This is a genomic window from Nostoc sp. KVJ3 (assembly GCF_026127265.1).
Taxonomy (GTDB): domain Bacteria; phylum Cyanobacteriota; class Cyanobacteriia; order Cyanobacteriales; family Nostocaceae; genus Nostoc.
Map to the genome: position 1 here is coordinate 806,616 of NZ_WWFG01000001.1, position 19,170 is coordinate 825,785.

At 43.6% G+C, this 19,170-nt stretch carries 13 protein-coding genes and 1 pseudogene; 5 read left to right on the forward strand and 9 right to left on the reverse strand.

The window, feature by feature from the left end; genetic code table 11:
• Positions 1 to 327: 327 nt before the first annotated feature.
• The 5 genes and pseudogenes from GTQ43_RS03355 to topA all read right to left on the reverse strand — a co-directional run bounded on the left by GTQ43_RS03355 (position 328) and on the right by topA (position 7,759).
• Positions 328 to 3,068: pseudogene (locus GTQ43_RS03355) on the reverse strand (HD family phosphohydrolase).
• A 155-nt stretch (positions 3,069 to 3,223) separates the two neighbouring features.
• Positions 3,224 to 4,165, reverse strand: a complete 942-nt coding sequence (locus tag GTQ43_RS03360; protein ID WP_265270709.1) for an ADP-ribosylglycohydrolase family protein — start codon at positions 4,163 to 4,165, stop codon at positions 3,224 to 3,226.
• A gap of 85 nt (positions 4,166 to 4,250) precedes the next feature.
• Positions 4,251 to 4,700, reverse strand: coding sequence for a type II 3-dehydroquinate dehydratase (gene aroQ / locus GTQ43_RS03365; RefSeq protein WP_265273656.1), 450 nt, complete (start codon positions 4,698 to 4,700; stop codon positions 4,251 to 4,253).
• A gap of 22 nt (positions 4,701 to 4,722) precedes the next feature.
• Positions 4,723 to 4,863: a hypothetical protein gene (locus GTQ43_RS03370; RefSeq protein WP_265270711.1), complete on the reverse strand. Its 141-nt coding sequence runs from the start codon at positions 4,861 to 4,863 to the stop codon at positions 4,723 to 4,725.
• A 259-nt stretch (positions 4,864 to 5,122) separates the two neighbouring features.
• Positions 5,123 to 7,759 (reverse strand): type I DNA topoisomerase, encoded by a 2,637-nt coding sequence (gene topA, locus GTQ43_RS03375; protein WP_265270713.1) that lies wholly within the window; start codon positions 7,757 to 7,759, stop codon positions 5,123 to 5,125.
• A 462-nt stretch (positions 7,760 to 8,221) separates the two neighbouring features.
• On the opposite strand from topA, the gene GTQ43_RS03380 reads away from it, so the two are divergent.
• The 4 genes from GTQ43_RS03380 (at position 8,222) to GTQ43_RS03395 (ending at position 12,037) form a co-directional block, all read left to right on the forward strand.
• Positions 8,222 to 8,569 carry a hypothetical protein gene (locus tag GTQ43_RS03380; protein ID WP_265270715.1) on the forward strand — a complete coding sequence of 116 codons (348 nt, stop codon included), beginning with the start codon at positions 8,222 to 8,224 and terminating at the stop codon, positions 8,567 to 8,569.
• Positions 8,556 to 9,779 (forward strand): DUF6745 domain-containing protein, encoded by a 1,224-nt coding sequence (locus tag GTQ43_RS03385; protein ID WP_265270717.1) that lies wholly within the window; start codon positions 8,556 to 8,558, stop codon positions 9,777 to 9,779. The genes GTQ43_RS03380 and GTQ43_RS03385 overlap by 14 nt, the downstream gene beginning before the upstream one ends.
• Before the next feature lie 166 nt (positions 9,780 to 9,945).
• Entirely contained in the window at positions 9,946 to 11,130 is a 1,185-nt protein-coding gene (locus tag GTQ43_RS03390; protein WP_265270719.1) for an AbrB family transcriptional regulator, read from the forward strand.
• 91 nt (positions 11,131 to 11,221) lie between these two features.
• Entirely contained in the window at positions 11,222 to 12,037 is an 816-nt protein-coding gene (locus GTQ43_RS03395) for a DUF1838 domain-containing protein (RefSeq protein WP_265270721.1), read from the forward strand.
• Between the two features lie 257 nt (positions 12,038 to 12,294).
• On the opposite strand, the gene GTQ43_RS03400 is transcribed toward GTQ43_RS03395, so the two are convergent.
• Both GTQ43_RS03400 and GTQ43_RS03405 read right to left on the reverse strand, forming a co-directional pair.
• Complete coding sequence (locus GTQ43_RS03400; protein ID WP_265270723.1) at positions 12,295 to 14,043, reverse strand: ABC transporter ATP-binding protein; 1,749 nt, start codon at positions 14,041 to 14,043, stop codon at positions 12,295 to 12,297.
• A 231-nt stretch (positions 14,044 to 14,274) separates the two neighbouring features.
• Positions 14,275 to 14,931 carry a hypothetical protein gene (locus tag GTQ43_RS03405; RefSeq protein WP_265270725.1) on the reverse strand — a complete coding sequence of 219 codons (657 nt, stop codon included), beginning with the start codon at positions 14,929 to 14,931 and terminating at the stop codon, positions 14,275 to 14,277.
• Between the two features lie 403 nt (positions 14,932 to 15,334).
• On the opposite strand from GTQ43_RS03405, the gene galE reads away from it, so the two are divergent.
• Entirely contained in the window at positions 15,335 to 16,333 is a 999-nt protein-coding gene (gene galE / locus GTQ43_RS03410; protein ID WP_265270727.1) for a UDP-glucose 4-epimerase GalE, read from the forward strand.
• A gap of 442 nt (positions 16,334 to 16,775) precedes the next feature.
• Here galE and GTQ43_RS03415 read toward each other — a convergent pair whose 3' ends face one another.
• A complete protein-coding gene (locus GTQ43_RS03415; RefSeq protein ID WP_265270729.1) occupies positions 16,776 to 17,471 on the reverse strand; it encodes a hypothetical protein in 696 nt (231 codons plus the stop codon).
• Positions 17,446 to 18,687, reverse strand: coding sequence for a sulfite exporter TauE/SafE family protein (locus GTQ43_RS03420; RefSeq protein ID WP_265270731.1), 1,242 nt, complete (start codon positions 18,685 to 18,687; stop codon positions 17,446 to 17,448). Before GTQ43_RS03420 ends, GTQ43_RS03415 begins: the two co-directional genes overlap by 26 nt.
• Positions 18,688 to 19,170: the final 483 nt, after the last annotated feature.

Sequence of the window (19,170 nt, forward strand, 5' to 3'; positions counted from 1 at the left end):
CCTTCTGGACTCTTGGTTTAATTACGATATGTCATTGCGAGCGCAACGAAGTGGAGTGAAGCAATCACCAGGACTCTGCGTTCGCGAAGCGTGTCCGAAGGACTATGCTTCACTCCGTACCCTTCTCCTTCGGAGACGCTATTCGCGTTCGGGTTCTCCAACGGAGTACGCAATGACAAGTGTTTAATCGGATATGATATAAGTTCTATTTTTCATCTAGTAAAAGAATAGTTAAAGGAGCCATTTTCGTTTAATCCCTAATAATTTATTCTGGCTTTAAAATTGATAAGTGGGGAAATAACAATTCAGCATCTCGGAAATCTTTAATTACGAATTCCGTATAGGGTTACTAGCCTTCAACTTTGGATAAGCAATCCGTTTGTGGTGAAATTGCTGCCAAACATCCACAAATATTTGAGCAATTTGCGACATCTCTTCCCGTTTTAGTCCTGAATCTGCGAGTTGATTGTCTTGCCATTTGGCACGCAAAATATTATTCAGCATTGTTAAAGCTTGTTCAGTAGAGACTTCTTTAAGCGATCGCTTCTCTCCCAGAGATTTCGCCGATGCTTGCAGCGATCGCAGCGCCGCTTCACAAGAATCTGCTAACATAACAATTCCGGTTTCCCGTGATTGAGGAATCGGCCCATCGTAACGAAAATCTGCGTCATCTACTATTAAACTTGGATCTTGTTGAGCCATTTGCTGGGCTTGGTGATGGAAATACGCGATTAGCATCGTTCCCTGATGCTCTGGAATAAAAGCTTGAATCGCTGTCGGCAAAAGGTGTTTACGCGCCATCACTAACCCCTCAGTTACGTGCTTTTTGATAATCTCTGCACTCTTCCAAGGGTCTTTAATCTCTGTGTCATGTTTATTCGGCCCCCCATTTGATTTTCAATAAATCCAAGAGGATCGTGCATTTTGCCGATATCATGGTATAATGTACCAGCCCTGACCAATTCAACATTGCATCCTAGTTCTTTGGCAGCAGCTTCGGCAAGGGTAGCTACAAATAGCGTGTGTTGAAAAGTTCCGGGAGTCTCTGTAGCCAGTCGTTTTAATAAGGGGCGGTTAGGGTTCGCCAACTCTGCTAGGCGGATGGGAGTAACTAAATCGAAAACTTTTTCGAGATAAGGACTCAACCCTAAAGCAACAACACTCCAGCCTAAACCGGATAAAGCAAATAATCCAGCTTCTCGGAGGACGATATACCAGGTTGAACCAAATGCTTGACCAATTAAGATTTTAACAACCAGGTAAATGCCGCCCTGAGTCAAGGCGATCGCAACTCCTAATAAAGCCAATTCTTCACGCGATCGTAATCGTTGTGCTAAGTAACTACCTAATATTGCTCCACCAGCACCAGCTAACAGCGCCGCCTTGCTCATATCCAAGCTGATAGCTAATATCGGCAACAGCAGTCCAACGACTGTTAATCCCAAAGTCCGGCCATAGTAGCTCCCCAATAATAAACCAAGGGCGCTCCAGGTAGTATAAGGCAATCCCATTGTCACCAAACCTGGCACACTCAGACTTAGTAATAACACTAATAGGCGATCGCGTTGTCGCAGTTCGTAATCTATATGTCGTTCTACCCAGACAAAAATGCCAATGGCGATCGCAATTACGCCTCCTAACTTCACCAACCCCCGCCATTTTATCTCCCGGTGAATTAGGTGATAATGCTCTAGCACTTCAAAGTTCCATGCAGTAATCTGCGCTCCTTTTTTGACAATCACCTCACCACGCTGTACCTTCACCATCACGAGCGGCACTCCAGCAGCTGCCCTTTGAGCATTTTCTCTCGTTTGTTCTTCATCTTTTTGCAGATTCGGTTTGAGTACAGCTAACAACAGGTTCTTTGCTAAAGGTTCAGCCGATTCTGGTACAAAGGTCTGCAACTGTAAACTCACCGCATCCTCTAAAATATTTTTTGGGAGTCCCTGTGGAATGCCTTGGGTGAGAATTCGCTCTGTAGTTTGATGGATTCCCGTTTGTGTTTTTTCCCAGTCCGCATCTGACAAATCCAAAAGTAGGGATTCCTCATATACTGTTTCTGGGGTAACAGTCTCTAACTGTAAAAGTTTGGCAGTGGCTTGGGTATATCTTTGGCGTGTTTGGGAAACTTGAGCAATCAGTAAAGATAAGTTTTTCTCTGAAGTTGTAACGCGGTAAGATTCTAATTCTGTTTGTGCTTGGGTGAAGTCAGTGTTTTGAGAAAAATCAACTGGCTCTGTTTTCTGTGGCTTTACCTGTGGACTCTGGGAATTAGATTTGGCTGGTGCGGTGCGCGCTTGGTGTTCCTGATTGGGTACAGATGGACGAGATGAGGCGGTTCGTCCAATTCCTTTCTTCTGCTGATTTTTACTTTTTTCTACAGCTACTAGCAGTGCTTGCCATTCCAATTCAGGACAAGAACGGAGATAACGTTGGGTAGAGATGGATAAAACTACAGGATCAAAAAAAGGAAAAGCACCAGCAACGGTGCGAATTTCATTGCCATCATCCAGAAGTTGTTGCAAATTTTCGTTAATTTGTTCGTTCATTCGCGCATTCAGCATCAACATTTGTAAGGAGCTAGAACTTACAGCTTTGCGCTCGGCTTCTGTTTTTTTGCGATCTTCGATGCTAGCTGTGTAAGGCGCTGTAATTGTCTGGGGCGCGGGATGTCCGACTTGAAGTTGAGTTTGGTTGTATAATCTATGTCCAATAACACCTGTAAGGGATAGTAAAGCGATCGCTAAAATTACCCAGGAACGCTGTTCATGCACCCAATCTAAAACAACTGTATAAATACTACTCTTCGTTTCGACTGATTTTGCCTTTAACTGGAGCGCTCTTTCTTGTTTTCGGCGATGCCTACGGCGGGCTACATCTACGCTTTTGTCATTGGTTTTTGATAAAAACAAGAATATATTCTTGAACATAGTCCTTAGAAGTTTCCTTCTATGGCTTTTTCCTTTAGGACTTCTCATTAACTTTCCCTTACGGCGTAGTCCTTTGTACTGTCGCCGCCAGAAAGTCAATTGCTGGATCAATAACTGCAAAAATTGCTGCATTTTCATTATCTTTGCCTGCAATTGCCGACTTTGATAGCTCAAAAAAAGACAATCATCAGGGGAGTTTGCTCTGCGGCGGTTGCAACTATGGTACAGGGGGTAATTCGTAATTCGTAATACTGCCTCCGGCGAGAAGCAAGCTATGTAATTCGTAATTATTGTTAACGCGATCGAATAACGCGAGGAGCTGCATAAACAGAAAGCATATCTACCTCACATCCATCGGATGTTAATTCCCTTGAATTTAAGCTAAGATCGTACACACCTGACCACACCGCTACAAATGCACCGGTCAATTCTAACATTTGGGAAAAGCTAGTTAATCCCCATGCGGGAGAATTCTTTTGCAAGAGCAAGACTTGCCAATTTACAGGAATTCCGCCTACACCGTTATATGCTCCTGATAAAGCACCAGTAATTGCCCCTGTAGCCTGTGAGCCTAAATACGTAGCGTCTTGCACTTTAGAATTACTATTGTGAGTAGCTCGCAAAACAGCAAGGCGAAAGTCTTCCAAGGTACTCAAAAAGCAATAAAATGCTATGGCAATGATGTTACTGAGTTTTTCTTCCCTAGTAAACTCAGCTTGTACCCTTGACAATCCCGCTCCTTGCTCTAATAAATTCTGGACTATTAACAATTTTTTGGGTATTGATGTTGGTGTTTCTCCAATAAAAGAAATTATTTGCGGGATTATGGTTTGGGGGTTGAGTTTTTCAGTTAGGGCAAGAGCGATCGCGTATCCTACCGCTAGTGTTCCATCCCGTACTACTGGGTCATCTTCCCAGATTTGGAGTACACGCAGTAAATTTTGTCGGAGCTTAATCGGATTTTCGTGAAAAAAAAGTGCTACTGGTAGTGTGGCAATAATTATTTTTATGGATATGTCATCAGTTGCTGCTAAATGAAGAGATTCTTGCTGCTGACGTGCTATCCAATCATCTAAATCTAATCTACCCAACTCAATCAAACTCTCAGTACCCAGAACTGCCATTCTGCCTAAATCCAGGTAACTCTGAGACTCTATACCACCAGAGGCTAAACTTTCCCCCTGAAATGCTCCAAGGAAAGTACCTCGAAACCGACTTATAGGAGAGTAACGCATAAACTATATAGTTAAAAGTGAGGATTTAATCAAATATTGCTAATTCCTAACTTTACTACAGCCGCGATGAATCGCGTCTCTCCTGCTAAATCATAAATCTCAAATGATTTACCAAAGCTTGTAAGCCCAACAAGTAACTTTGAACGCCAAAACCACTTATTTGCCCGATCGCAACTGGAGCGATGTATGAATGATGACGAAAATCTTCCCGCCGATATATATTACTCAGATGGACTTCAACTGTGGGCAAGTTAACAGCTGCGATCGCATCTCGTAATGCCACACTTGTGTGAGTATATGCCCCGGCATTAATCAAAATTCCCTGATGTTGTCCTAATGCCTCATGAATAGTATCTACCAAGATTCCTTCATGATTTGACTGCAAAGGAAAAACCTTCGCCTGTAATTTGAATGCTTCTTCTTCTAACAGGCGGTTAATTTCAGCTAGTGTCAACGAACCATAAATTCCTGGTTCTCGCTGTCCTAGCAAATTTAAGTTTGGCCCATGCAGTGCCAGAATGCTTAAGGGTTGCAACGTCGAGTTTAACACTTTCGGTCTAATGACGACGACGCGAGCGATCGCTCACAGGAATCGGAATCAGTTCCGGTTCCGGTTCAGCCTCTGGCCCTAACAGGCTCTCAATTAGCCTGCGAGCTAATTCCTTAAGCTTTTCCAGCACCTTTTCTATATAGTCCATGAACTGAACGCTCCTGAGATACTACCTCAATTTTTGATTAACAGGTAGGCAGAAAATGGCATATTTTCGTACCTCTGGCTTCTAACGGGGCTGAAACACAATCCCCTACTTAGGATATAAGCCACTTCTTAAATTTGGCATTGTGTTCTCCCCTACTTTTTAGAGTATCACACTTGCAACCTACTGAACTGCATCCTATCAAGGATGAATATCAAGGGTCAAGAGTTAAGGATCGGACTTTGGACTCTTGACTTATCAGTTAGCCTTCTGCGACTTTCTTTTTCGCAGCCGTCGTTGACTTAGATTTAGAAGTCGTTGATTTAGTCGTTTTGCGAGTCGATTTTGCTGTCGATGTTTTAGCACTCAACAAATTCACCGCCTCAGCCAGAGTTATATCTTCTACCGTTTGACCTTCTGGGATACTCACATTAGTTTTGCCATGCTTGATGTAAGGGCCATAAGGGCCATCGTAGATGTTGATTGTTTCCCCATTGTCTGGATGTGTACCCAATTCGCGTAAGGCTGCCTTGGACTTGCTGTTAGTGGAACTGCGCCCCTTTTTTGGTTCAGACAATAACTCTAATGCACGTTCTAAGCTGATTGTCAATACATTATCAGCAGCTTTCAGGGAACGGTAGTCTTTCCCCTCCTTACCTTGGTCATGAACGACATAAGGGCCAAAGCGCCCCAAACTTGCTTGGATTTTGCCTCCTGTGACTGGGTGAACTCCTAATGCGCGGGGTAGTGCCAACAGACCAACAGCCATTTCCAGGGTAACGGTTTCTGGGGTGACACCTTTGAGTAGGGAGGCTTGTTTCGGTTTGGGGTTTTCGTCGGTTTTATCACCTAATTGGACATAAGGCCCATAAGCACCAATTTTCACATAAATCGGTTCACCCGTTTCGGGATGACGACCTACCTGGTCAGGGCCAGTAATTTTTTGCCGCAGCAATACTTCTACCTGTTTGGGGTCGAGGTCGGCTGGTGTCAAGTCTTTGGGAATTGAGGCGGTGATAACCCCTTCACCATTTGTAACTTCAATGTAGGGGCCATATTTACCAATACGGACTTTGGCATCTAGATTCTCTAGTTCTACAGTCCTAGCTTTGGTGGCATCAATTTGACTTTCCCGTTCTTTTACAAGAGTTTCCAGCCCTTTTTCTCCCAGATAAAATTTCTGCAAGTAGGGCAGCCATTTCGCTTCACCTGTGGCAATATCATCAAGGGTTTGCTCCATCTTCGAGGTAAAGCTGGGGTCAACGATGTCGGGGAAATGTTTTTCCAGTAAGTCGGTGACGGCGAAAGCGGTGAAGGTAGGAATAAGAGCGTTACTCACCAAATGGGCATAACCTTTGTCGATGATTGTGCCAATGATGCTGGCGTAGGTACTGGGACGACCAATACCTTCGCTTTCTAAGGTTTTCACCAAAGAAGCTTCGGTGTATCTAGCTGGTGGTTGAGTTTCGTGTCCAACTGCTTCTAGTTCTGTACAATTGGGATGATCGCCTACTTTTAAATTGGGCAAAATTACTTCTTGGTCTTCTAGGGCTGCTTCTGGGTCATCTGAACCTTCGACGTAGGCGCGTAAGTATCCAGGAAATTCAATCCGTTTGCCAGAAGAACGAAATCCAGCGTCCTCGACTTGCAATTGCACGGTAATTTGAGTTTGGCGGGAATCAGCCATTTGACAGGCGACAGTCCGCTTCCAAATCAAATCGTAAACGGCAAGTTCTCGACCGCCCAAACCAGTTTCTTGGGGGGTGCGGAAGGTGCTGCCGGCTGGGCGAATTGCTTCGTGCGCCTCTTGTGCGCCTTTGGATTTAGTGGTGTATTGCCGGGGCTGGGGACTGAGATATTGTTGACCGTAAAGCTTTTCTACAGAACTCCGAGCAGCTGCGATCGCTTGATCTGACAAATGCACCGAATCTGTCCGCATATAGGTAATATACCCTTGTTCGTACAAATTTTGAGCAACCCGCATTGTGTCGCGGGCTGAAAGGCGCAATTTCCGGTTAGATTCTTGTTGCAGCGTCGAGGTGGTGAACGGTGGCGACGGTTTGCGCGTTACTGGGCGTTCTTCAATATCACTAACATTCCAGGTTTTACCCGTTAGGCGTTCCTTGAGGGCGATCGCTTGGTCTTCGTTTAGCAACAAGACATTACGACCTGCGGTAATTTGGCCAGTCGTTGCGTCAAAATCGCTACCGTTAGCAATTTTGGTTCCTGCCAATGTTACCAACTGGGCAGCAAAGGGAGTTTTTTCCTTTGACAAACTGGCTTTCAAATCCCAGTATGTACCTTCATGGAAAGCACGACGTTGGCGTTCTCTAGTGACTAAAAGCCGCACAGCTACAGATTGCACCCGCCCAGCAGATAATCCCCAGGCGATTTTTTTCCATAGCAGGGGAGACAGGGTATAGCCCACGAGTCGATCTAAAATCCGCCGTGTTTCTTGAGCGCGAACCAACTGCTCATCAATATTACGGCAGTTTTTCAGAGCTTTTTTGATCGCCTCTTGGGTAATTTCGTGAAACACCATCCGCTTCGTCGGAACCTTCGGCTTTAGCAATTGGTATAAATGCCAACTAATGCTTTCACCTTCCCGGTCTTCGTCCGTTGCCAGAATCAGTTCATCTACATCTTTAAGGGCTTCTTTAAGCTGGGTGACAATTTTCTTTTTGTCTTTCGGGACAACATATACCGGTTCAAAGTCGGCGTCCACATTTACCCCTAGCTGCGCCCATGTTTCCCCCTTAACGGCAGCAGGAATTTCACTAGCCGACTGGGGTAAGTCACGCACATGACCCATAGACGCTTCCACCCGATAGCCTGCTGGCAAGTAGTTGCGAATGGTACGAGCTTTGGTTGGAGATTCGACGATGACGAGAGTTGACATGGAAATTTCAATAAAAAGAATAGCAACTAAGCTAAACAGTCAAATTGAGGTAATTTTTGCAAATTGTCAAGATAAGTCGCGCTTAGGGCGGTGATTTAATCCTCACATAAACTGTCTGTTTAGGAGAAAACCCTGTGAACTTATGCCCCAGTCTGTCCCAAAGGATAGAGAGGGAAACGCTGGGTATGAATTTCCAGCTATTTCAATCTTTAACTTATCTAACGCATAATTGGCGACTACAGTTTTGAAAATATGTTGGGGAGTGGGGGATGAGGGGGATGAGGGGGATGAGGGAGACAAGGGAGATGAGGGAGAAATAATTAATTAATGCCCAATTCCCAATTCCCAATTCCCAATTCCCAATGCCCAATGCCCAATCCCTAAGAGCTTGTGCCAAAATTAAATCAAGGTTGAGAGCAAAAAGCCAAGTGGGTTTTGTACCCATATTAGGAAAGCAGAACTATGCAACCAATTCGTCAAGGTGATGTAATCTTACTGCCTGTGCAGCAAATTGAAGGAGAAAAAATACCTCACTTAACTTTGGCAGAAGGCGAAGTTACAGGGCATAAGCATCGCATTACTGATGGAAACGCAGAATTATACGAAAAAGATAGCACACTCTATTTGCGTGTGTTTTCAGAGTTGGCATTACTTGCCCATGAGGAGCATAAAGCTATTTCTATTCCCCAAGGTGACTGGATTGTGAAAATTCAGAGGGAATACGAGCCGATTTCTATTCCCCAAGGTGACTGGATTGTGAAAATTCAGAGGGAATACGAGCCGGAAGGGTGGCGTTATGTCGCTGATTGAAAAGTTAACGCCTGAGCAAGAGGCTTTGATTCCAGTTTATCGGGAAAAGTGGAGAGCGATCGCATTTTCAACTGAGCGAATTGATAAAGAAAAGGCAGAGGAAGTCGTTAAAGTTGCTTACACGGACTTTGGCTTTGAAGTACCTGAGATTATCTTTTGTGATAGTCCGTATGCTGCTTTCAGTGAGATGTTTCTGGATAAATTTGACCAATTAATACAAAAATTGGAATTTCCTATTATTAGCAGATTAAATAAATCATCCGTAAGCCGAATAAAAAAGCAACAAAAAGTTTTTCAGCCTCTACCGGAACTCCTCGGTAAGCAAATAGACTTTTTTCGTGAAGTAATGAATTTACCAATATTTCAGACAATATCAGATACCAGAATATTATATGATTCTCTTTATTTGGAATTGGATAGTAATGGTTGGGATTACGGACATGGATTATTATATACACATCTCCAACCTGAACTCATTACCAAAATATATGAAAAGTTACATCAACCTGGAACAAAACTACATAACCGGATGGGAAAGCGATTGTGGTTTTTTCTATTAAAAAGTTTAGGATCTGATATAGGGAACGTTTATTGGAAATCCTGGCAACCAGATAAAAATGCTACAGTAGCTAGTGTATATGATTTTTATTTTAAGGTTTTAAATTTTGATTATGATGTGAAAAAATTCCAGCACTATCAATCACTGATTATAGAATGTGGCTGGATTTTTGCTTTTGAAAAAGTAGTAATTATATGCGATCGCCCCCTTCACCTGCGCTTCGACAATGAAAACCGCCTCCACGCTGAAGGTGAACCCGCTATTGAATTTACCGATGGATATAGTTTGTACTCATACCACGGTGTAACCTTGCCTGAAAAATACGGTAAAATCCACCCGCAGCAATGGCAAGCTAATTGGCTTTTGACAGAAGAAAATGCCGAACTACGCCGAGTGTTAATTCAGGGTATTGGTTACGCTAGAATCTGCCAAGAATTACAAGCGATTGAATTAGATTTTTGGAAAGAATATACTCTATTAAAAATAGATAATGATGTCGATGAAGAACCAATTTACTTATTAAAAATGACTTGCCCTAGCACAAATTTTATTCACGCCTTACGTGTTCCGCCGGAGATGAAATCAGCGCGTGAAGCAATTTGTTGGGTAAATTGGGGAATAGCACCAGAGGAATTTGGTATACAAACATAACTGTAAATTGAAAAGTAGGTTTATGGTGCGATCGCATTAACCAAAGTACATACAGCAGATTGCAGGTACAGATGATTTTAAGGGCACAGAACTGCTGTACTCCTACCTGTGTACTTCATTTACCTGAAAAACGCTGTAAGTTAAATTAATAAAAAAACTCGTATCGATGAATCAAACTGTAAGTGTTGCTCCCAACCTGGAAGAACACACTGATGAAAATCCTATTGTTACCAAACAACAGCTATTTACGAAGCAACTAATTGTCCTTGTCTTAGAAATGCTTCTAGCATTACCTCTGGGTTTACTCCTCGCCAAGTTCCAAATTGGCAGAATTGCCTGGATATTTGGCGGTATTGCTGCTGGTACAGTAGTTCTTCAAGGGTGTCGAATTTTTTATCAATATTCCCCCAAACCTAACCGCACTGCGAGAAAAGTCGGAATGGCGCTTGTAGGCTTAACTGTCGGCGCTTCTAATACCCACGGTAATTTAGCTAGTGTTGCTTCTGGTATTCCCATATTTATTTTTCTCACCTTGTTTCTGCTGCTGAGTGGCAGCTGTATTGGTTATATTTACTCCCGCCTGAGCAAAATCAACCTATTGACAGCAATGCTAGCTACAGTTCCAGGTGGTGTAGGAATTATGGCAGCGATCGCAGCCGATTACAATCAAAATGTCAGCTTAGTTGCCCTAGTTCAAGCGATTCGCGTCACTTCAGTAGTTGTTCTGATTCCCTTCATCGTTAGAACATTAGCCGGTAATTACTATCCCCAAACACTCCCAATCAACGGTGCTTGGCTCAATCTCGATCTATCTCAACTAGAATTACTCTTGTTAGTACTGCTAATCACTGGATTAGTAGTTTATCCAGCTATATTATTTAAAATTCCTGCCGGCGATTTCTTTGGGGCATTGTTAATTGGTATCGGGTTTAACCCTTTGCTACATTCGCTACCTTTTCTCGGTGATATTAGCTTTAGTCCGCCGCCTTTAATTAACTTATTGGGTCAAATACTCCTGGGAATTACGATTGGGGAATATTGGGGAGATAAACCCAACTTGAGGACACGGACTGTCGGCTATGCCTTGATGTCTGTGGGAATGACCCTCATAGCGGGAGCGATCGCTGCTATACTTGCGATGCAATTAACTTCTTGGGACTGGTTAACGTGTCTGTTAGTCACAGCACCAGGAGGATCAGCAGAAATGATCCTGGTTTCCCTAGCATTGAATCATAATGTTGAAATCGTCACAACTGGTCATTTAGTGCGACTAATTGCGATTAATAGTTCTCTACCTCTTTGGGTGTTTTTGTTTCGCCGTCTCGATGAACAACTCTCTGAAACAAGGTAAGGGGATTGGGCATTCGGTTATTTCCCTTGTCTCCCTCATCCCCCTCATCTCCCCACTCCACACTCCACACTCTTACTTAAGGATGCTTTAGATGGTTGCCCAAATCCAAGAACTTGAAGCGCAGCATTGGGTTAAAACTCGTTCTTCTCTCGACCCTAGCGAATCGACTTTCCTAATTTGGAAAGGTAAAATATATGCCTTTATCCCCGGCGAGAAAAGACAACTCCTGTTTAAAATTTTGGGATTGAGTGTTAGCCGATGTATTCCCACAACAGAAGGTAGCTGGAATTTTACTTCTAGAGAACTGACTTACTACCTCAACCCCAAAACAGATGAAGTCTTACGCAAATGGGAGAATCCTTGGACAGGCGAGACAGTTCCAGTAATTCACGTTGCTAATAATCCTGTGCAGGGGAAGTTTGAGGGGAATTTTCCTGCACAAGTTGATGGTGATAGCACAACCTTCGTTTTTGATATATTTCCCTATTACCCCAATCCTCTGGCAGACGATCCAAAATTTGCCGAATACAGTCCAAATCCAATTTATCAGGCAGCAGAACTGTTTAAATTAACAGTGCCAACCGCAGATTTATTTAACCCAGCCCTTGCCTCAGTTTCTGAACTCAAACTGAGTTGGGATCGGATTGGTCAATGGCTTCCTTGGATGAAAATGAGCGATCGCCCCGGCCAACTAATTTACAGTGCTGTTGGCAGCAAAGTCAAGGGTTTAGCAGAACTACCCGCACTGTTGCAAGATGAAATTAATAACCGTATTCCTCTATATAAACAAGCCCCAAAAGCATTGATAGATGGGGAAGACATGACTTCTTGGTTGTATTTTCAAAAGCACTTTTCAGCTTACTTGGCTGGTGAAATCTTTCCGCTTCCCCAAGTAGAAGAGTTGTAAACTAAGAGGTTGTTTGAAAAGTTTTTTATACGCCTAACTCTTGGAGATCCCCCTAAATCCCCCGATAAATTGGGGGACTTTGATTCTTCCCCCTTTTTAAGGGGAGCCAGCGCGGTCTTGGGGTCTCCCCCGCCGCAGGATGCGCAAAGCGCTGTAGTGGAGCGACTGGCGTGGGTTAAGTGGGATCAATGAGTGCCTAAAATCACACCTAACTACTTTTCAAACAACCTCTAAGGTACCTGACCGTGAATCTTGCACTAATGCAATAATTCCTCAACTTGATGTTGGCTCCACAAGGTTCTGTAAAGACCCTCTTGTTGAATAAGTTGTAAGTGATTGCCTGTCTGAACGATTCTGCCCTTTTCCATCACTAAAATTCGGTCAGCCGCCGCCGCTGCCGATAATTGATGAGTAATAAAAATCACTGTTTTGCGTTTAGTACCACTTGAGAGATTTTTGATGATTTCCGTAGCTGTTTGATTATCTACACTGGAGAGGGCATCATCTAGAATTAACACTGGAGCATTGACTAGCATTGCCCTAGCCAAGGCAGTACGTTGTCGTTGACCACCAGAAAGAGTGATCCCGCGTTCACCAACAAGAGTTTCATATTGCTGGGGAAAATTGTTAATTTCTGATTCAATTTGGGCTAGTTTAGCAACAGATTTTACCTGCTCTTGTTCGCTAATTGGATCGCCGTAGCGGATATTATTTTTGATTGTAGTGCTAAATAGAAAGCTATCTTGAGGAACATAGGCGATCGCACCTCGTAAATCTGCCAAAGCGATCTTAGTAATATCCAGCCCATCTAAAAACAATTGTTCTGATTCAATATCCAACAAGCGCAGCAAAGCATTGGCTAAAGTAGATTTCCCCGAACCAATTGCCCCAACAACAGACACCGTTTCTCCCGCAGCAATGGTAAAGTTAATGTTTGCTAAAGCTGGTGTCTTGGAACCAGGGTAAATATAGGTAAAATTTTTCGCTGTCAGTTCCCCTTTAACTTCTGTCGCTGGTAAATGGATGGCATCGGCTGCATCTTGAATTTTTGGTGTGACAGAGAGAATAGATTCAAGGCGATCGATACTAACTTCACCCCGTTGGTAGGCAGTAATTGTGAATCCTAAAACGGCTGTGGGGAAAACTAGCCGTTCTACAAAGATTAACAGTGCTAAAAAATCGCCAACCGTAAGCGCCCCAGAAGACATCCGCGCCGCCCCTAGCCAGATGATTACTAATAAGCTGATATTAGCTAGCCCGCCAATTAGCCCAAATAGTGTATTTCGGAGTTTTGCCAGTTCTAAGTTAGCAGTCAATAGCTGCTGATTTTTTTTAGCGAAGGCTCGACGCTCATTTGCTTCTTGGGCATAGATTTTAATTAAGGCAATGCCGCTAATATCCTCCTGGATGAGTTCGCTGATATCAGAGAGTTGCTCTTGAACTGCTGCTTGCTGTTTGCGTAAGCGATCGCTAAACAGACTCACTAACAAAAGCATAAAAGGATACGCTGCCAGAGACGCTAGTGTGAGATCCACACTAATTGCTAACATTACTGGCAGTGTCAGAGCGTAGGCAAACACCGTATTTGCCAAACTCAAGACTACAAAACCCAATAACCGCTTGATATTGTCTACATCACTGGTAGCCCGATTAATCAAATCGCCAGCAGTATTACTGGCAAAATAACCCGGTTCCAGCTTGAGTAAGTGTTCAAAAATCCGTTGTTTCAGGTCAAATTCCACTTGGCGACCCACCCCAAATAGCCAAATGCGTGATGCCATCCGCATTAGCCACATCGCCGAACTGAGTAAGACAATAATTACTACGTAATGTAGTATTTGATAGTTGAGGGTTGTCGAGAGTTTGTCAACACCAGCACGAATCCACAAAGGGATATAAACGCCCAGTGCATTGACAGACAACAAAGCAAGAATTCCTAAAGACACATCCCGCCAATAAGGTCGGAGGTAAGCGCTGAGTTTAGCGATTCGTCGAGATTTTGCCATTAAAGCAATTTTGCAATTTTATCATCCTAGATTAACTGCTAGTTAAAGCAGACAGCTATGTACAGGAAATATCGCTTGTAAATTAACAACAAAGAATTCGGGAGTCAGGAGCCAAAATTTAATTCTCTTTTACTTTTAGGATTTACGCAAAATTACAAGCGGTAGGGGCAATTCATGAATTGCCTCTACCTGAAATCTTTCTTTTCGGCTCAAGTTTTGCGTAAGTCCTAATTACCGTTGAACACGTAAAAATCTGTAAATTTCAACGAGATAACTTTCCCAAGTTCTTGTTGTTAATTGCAACGTTTCCGAATTCGGTACAAAGTCTTCAAGTCGTAAACCTCGGCTGCGAATATCTTGAGGATTTCCTTGTAATAGGTAGGGCGGCACTCTCAGATTATAAGAAAGAATACTATCCCCCGTGATATCTGAGATGTTTGCTGTAGTAGTTGGTTGCCCTAATGCCACTAGCGTCCCAGATGTTGGTGTAGCAGTTGCTACATGGGTTTCACCTGCCATAGCTCCTAGAGGTGCCCGATAAAGGAAATAGGCGACTGCTGGCGTACTTGCCAACAGCAAAATTGTCAATGCCCAACCGATCAAATATCCTCCTGGTTTCTCTATTCCGCCTCCTTTGATTTTTTGAGCTGCCAAAATCATCAGGAGAACAGAGGCTCCTAGAGGCTTGAGTGGAAAAGACAGCATCCTCCACAACGAGGCCACAGCGGGTTCACTGGGGTTAAGAAATGATAGGGCTACAATTACCAAGATAACGACTAAAATTAATCGCCCTACAAAACTTCCAGAGGGATAAAATCGCTGGAACAAAGAATATACGATAGTGCCAATCAGCAGCCACAGCAGTACCCGGCTTAGCAATAGAAACATAGATTAACTCTCAAATTTTCTGGTGCGGTGAGCCAGTGTGTGTGGTGGTAAGAAAATCCGCCTTGCTAGGGATTTAAATGCCACTTTTTCTGCGAACAAAAGAAGTGGCTTCCCAGAAGGAACTGCCATGTATGGTTTCCCTGGATAAAACAACTGGTGACTTCTTAGCTGTAGCGACGCTAGGAGCGTCACCCGTAAGGGTCAACCTAGAGCTTTCGGGAAATGGATTTATTTTATTGTCATGTTTGACTTAAAATACCTCAAACCTCACACCCAAAGACTACCGTCGTAGTGATTTTAGTTCAAAATTTTAACACTGCGTCTATTATTTATAATTTTCCAGAAGAGTAATGTGGCACCGGTAAACTAAATTAATTGAGTAATCCACTTAAAAGGAAAAACTATGTCGTCTGAAAAGCCTACCATTTTGGTAACGGGGGGAGCTGGATATATTGGTTCTCATACGGTACTTGCTTTGAAGCAAGCGGGTTATAACGTTATCATCCTTGATAATCTGGTCTATGGGCATCGTGACCTGGTAGAAAAGATTTTACAGGTAGAATTGATAGTAGGGGATACAGGCGATCGCGCCTTGCTAGATCGCTTATTTAAAACCCACGATATTGCTGCTGTAATGCACTTTTCTGCCTACGCCTACGTAGGAGAATCGGTAACTGACCCGGCTAAATATTATCGCAATAACGTCCTTGGTACTTTCACGCTGTTAGAAGCGATGCTAACGGCATCTGTAAAGAAATTTGTCTTTTCTTCTACTTGTGCTACTTACGGAGTTCCAGAATTTGTACCCATTCCAGAAAACCATCCCCAAAATCCGATTAATCCTTATGGCGCTACAAAGCTAATGGTAGAGCGGATTCTTTCTGATTTTGATCTTGCTTACGGTTTTCAATCAGTGCGTTTCCGCTATTTTAATGCTGCTGGTGCTAATCCCAATGGGTTACTGGGCGAGGATCACAACCCAGAAACCCATTTGATTCCCTTGGTGTTGATGACAGCTTTAGGCAAACGAAAATCCATCTCAATTTTTGGCACAGATTACCCCACGCCTGATGGTACTTGTATTCGTGATTATATTCATGTTAATGACTTAGCAGATGCCCATATTTTGGGATTGGAATATTTATTAAAAGGTGGCGATAGTGAAGCTTTTAATTTAGGCAATGGTAGCGGCTTCTCTGTCAGAGAAGTAATTGCAGCTGCCGAACAGGTGACAGGAGTTTCGATACCAGTAGAAGAACGCGATCGCCGCCCAGGAGATCCCCCAATTCTCATTGGCACTAGCGAGAAAGCCAAAACAATTTTAGGCTGGCAACCTCAGTATCCATCCATTGAGGATATTGTCGCTCATAGCTGGCAGTGGCATCAAAAGCGACACCGATAAAAAACTCCATTCCTCAAGGGAATGGGGAAGAGTTCTCAATGCCCCAAGTCGGCGATAGCTATCCCTTTCCACCCACTCATAAAATATCTAGCAGACAGAATTCTAAACCGCATCCATCTTGAAAACTGTAGTTCTTTCCGTATGAAAAGAAAAAACCCTTATCACCCAGCCCCTTCTCCCAAATTTGGGAGAAGGGGAGTCGGAAAAAAGTCCCTCTCCCAAGAAGGGAGAGGGATTTAGGGTGAGGGCAAAAACTATGGTTCTCAACATAGATGAGGTTTAGTTGCGATCGCGAGGCGATATGAAATTCCTCTGGTAACTTGCGATGCGAAAATTCTGAATTACCCTCATCTGCAAACAATTTGGTGAACTGACTCACAAAAAGGGAGACACAAAAAATGTCTCCCTACTCCGCAACAGACGCGATTAATCGCGTCTCTACCTACTGTCCATTCCTCATGCTTCGCAGTACGACAACTAAGATGCCGATAAATCCAAAGATGGGAAGTGCGATCGCCCAAATTGGTAATTTCTGAGATTCACCCTCTACTAAATTACCATTGACATCTCGCTCATTTTGTGTATTTTGTGTAGAGCCACCTACCACAGTAACTTCAAATTTGAACTGAAAGGGTTTGAATCTTGCCCCAGAGATTGGTTTGCCATTTAGTTGCAACTCATAAATTCCTGGCTTGGGAAAGGTAATATTTGCCCCTGGAATGCCTTGATAGCGTTCAGCAGCCACAGCCTCTAACTGTGGTTCTAGGAGTGGTGGCTCTCCGGCTGCATAAGGTTCGGCATACACAGCCAACTGACAATCACACTGTGCCAGAGGAATCACCTTTCCACCTCTGCGGGTAAGAGCAAACCAGGCTTTGGCGGGTTCTCCAGCCTGGGGAGTATCATTTGGTTCAATGTGGAAAGTACCACCGACATTTCCAGCTACTTCCACTTTATGAGCAGACGCGGGGTAAAAATTAGTTATTGAAATAACTAAGCAACTCAGGAAAAATAAATACTTTATTTTTCCTTTATTTTGCCAGAAAATGCCTTTAAGTAAATAATGCCTCTGTTTTTGACTCCTGGGGATGAAGCCAGAAAACAAGGATGATTTACCGCGATTTGGTTGGGGGAACATAAAACTTTTCTACGGCTAACTTTGACCAAAAAAAGCGCGAACGCACTAGCAAGACACCGAGAGTAATAATTGCTATCAGTACTACCGCTAATTTATTTCCCCAAGCTGATTGTAAGGAACCCAAATAATGGGAACCAATCAACACAGTATGAATAACACTCAAGAGCAAAGCTGGCACACCCAATAGATGAATCTGTCGCCAACGCTTGCCCAAAGATTTCTGCAAAGATTCCCAACTTGTGAAAGCGGCGGGGGACATTAATATTAATGCTACAGCACCCGCAGCCATACCCAACTGGAATTCTGGCGGCATAAAATCAAAGGCAGCAAAATTCCATTGCAATGAGTGTTCTATCATGTGGGCGGTGTGAACTACAGAAAGCACAAAAGCTCCCACCCCCAAGGCGCGGCGATAACGCAATGGCGATGCCCACAACCCACTAATGGGACGCGCAATTAACGCCAAAATTAAGCAAAACAAAGCGGCGTGCCCAGTGTAATCTACCATTGTGTCACCAGTTCGTAGCAAGGTGATAGCGCCAATGGTGAGTGTTACCCAACCACCTAATCGAAATAACTGACTGCGTCTGTCTTTGCTTACCAACGATGTGGAGACACCCACACCTAGCATCGTGGGCAGGGTTCCTAGTCCAAAAGCCAACATAGTTGCCCCACCCATTAATAAATTGCCAGTTTCAGCGGCTTTTATTTGGGCAGCATAGAGGAAACCACAGGGCATTAAACCCCAAGTCATCCCCAAAAGCATTGGTGTCCACCATTTTGTTTTAAAGGAAAGCTTAACCATTCCTGTGCTGAGGCGATCATGTAAGCTACCTTGCAATAAAGGATGTAACACAGGAATGCGCGGCAAAAAATCGGGTTTTATTTGTCCTAAACCAAACCAAATCAGCATCAAGCCAGTTAAAATTGCCATCCAGCGCCGAAAATCGCTACCAACACCCGCTAGTTGTCCACCTTGCAGCAATACTGAACCTAATGCCCCAATGCCAGCACCGACGAGAGCATAGCTCAACATCCGCCCCAGGTTTAGCAAAAGATGAAATTTTAATTGCTGTCGCCAGATGCCAGACTTTTCTGATGTTCCTTTCGGTTGATGAGACAGGGAAAAGGCTACTGTTAGGGGGCCACACATCCCAAAGCAGTGCCCAAAACTCCCCAGGAACCCCAGGATTGAGATCAGCAACAAATCTACCATAAAAAAAGTCCTGAGTTCTGAGTAATGAGTCCTGAGTGTCAGAATTTTGAAGAATTAAGAATAAATTTTTTCTTCCTCTTTCATCAGTACTCAGTCCTCCTCTAGTGCGGAACTCTAAGTAAAGTTGCGCTCTATGTCAAAAGACAAGCTGTCAAACTTGATATTCACTCTAAAAAAAAGCGAAATGGGCGGTTATAAACCGCACGTCAGTTGCTTCTCCCTTGGCGCTAGTAGTCTACCAAGCCAACTTTGAAGGGTAAAAGAACGAACCGCAGAGGCACAGAGAAGCCAGTGCGTTGGGCGGGTTCCCCGACTTGAAGCAACTGGCGCGACACAGAGAAAAAGAGAGAAAGATTCTAAAACTTGGTTTACGTAAGCATTATTGACTTGATAGACTACTAGCCTCACCCTTTGGGAGAAGAGAGAAGCAAGTGACGCGCTAATGAGCTTCGCAAGGGCTTAACTTGACACCAGTAATTGTTG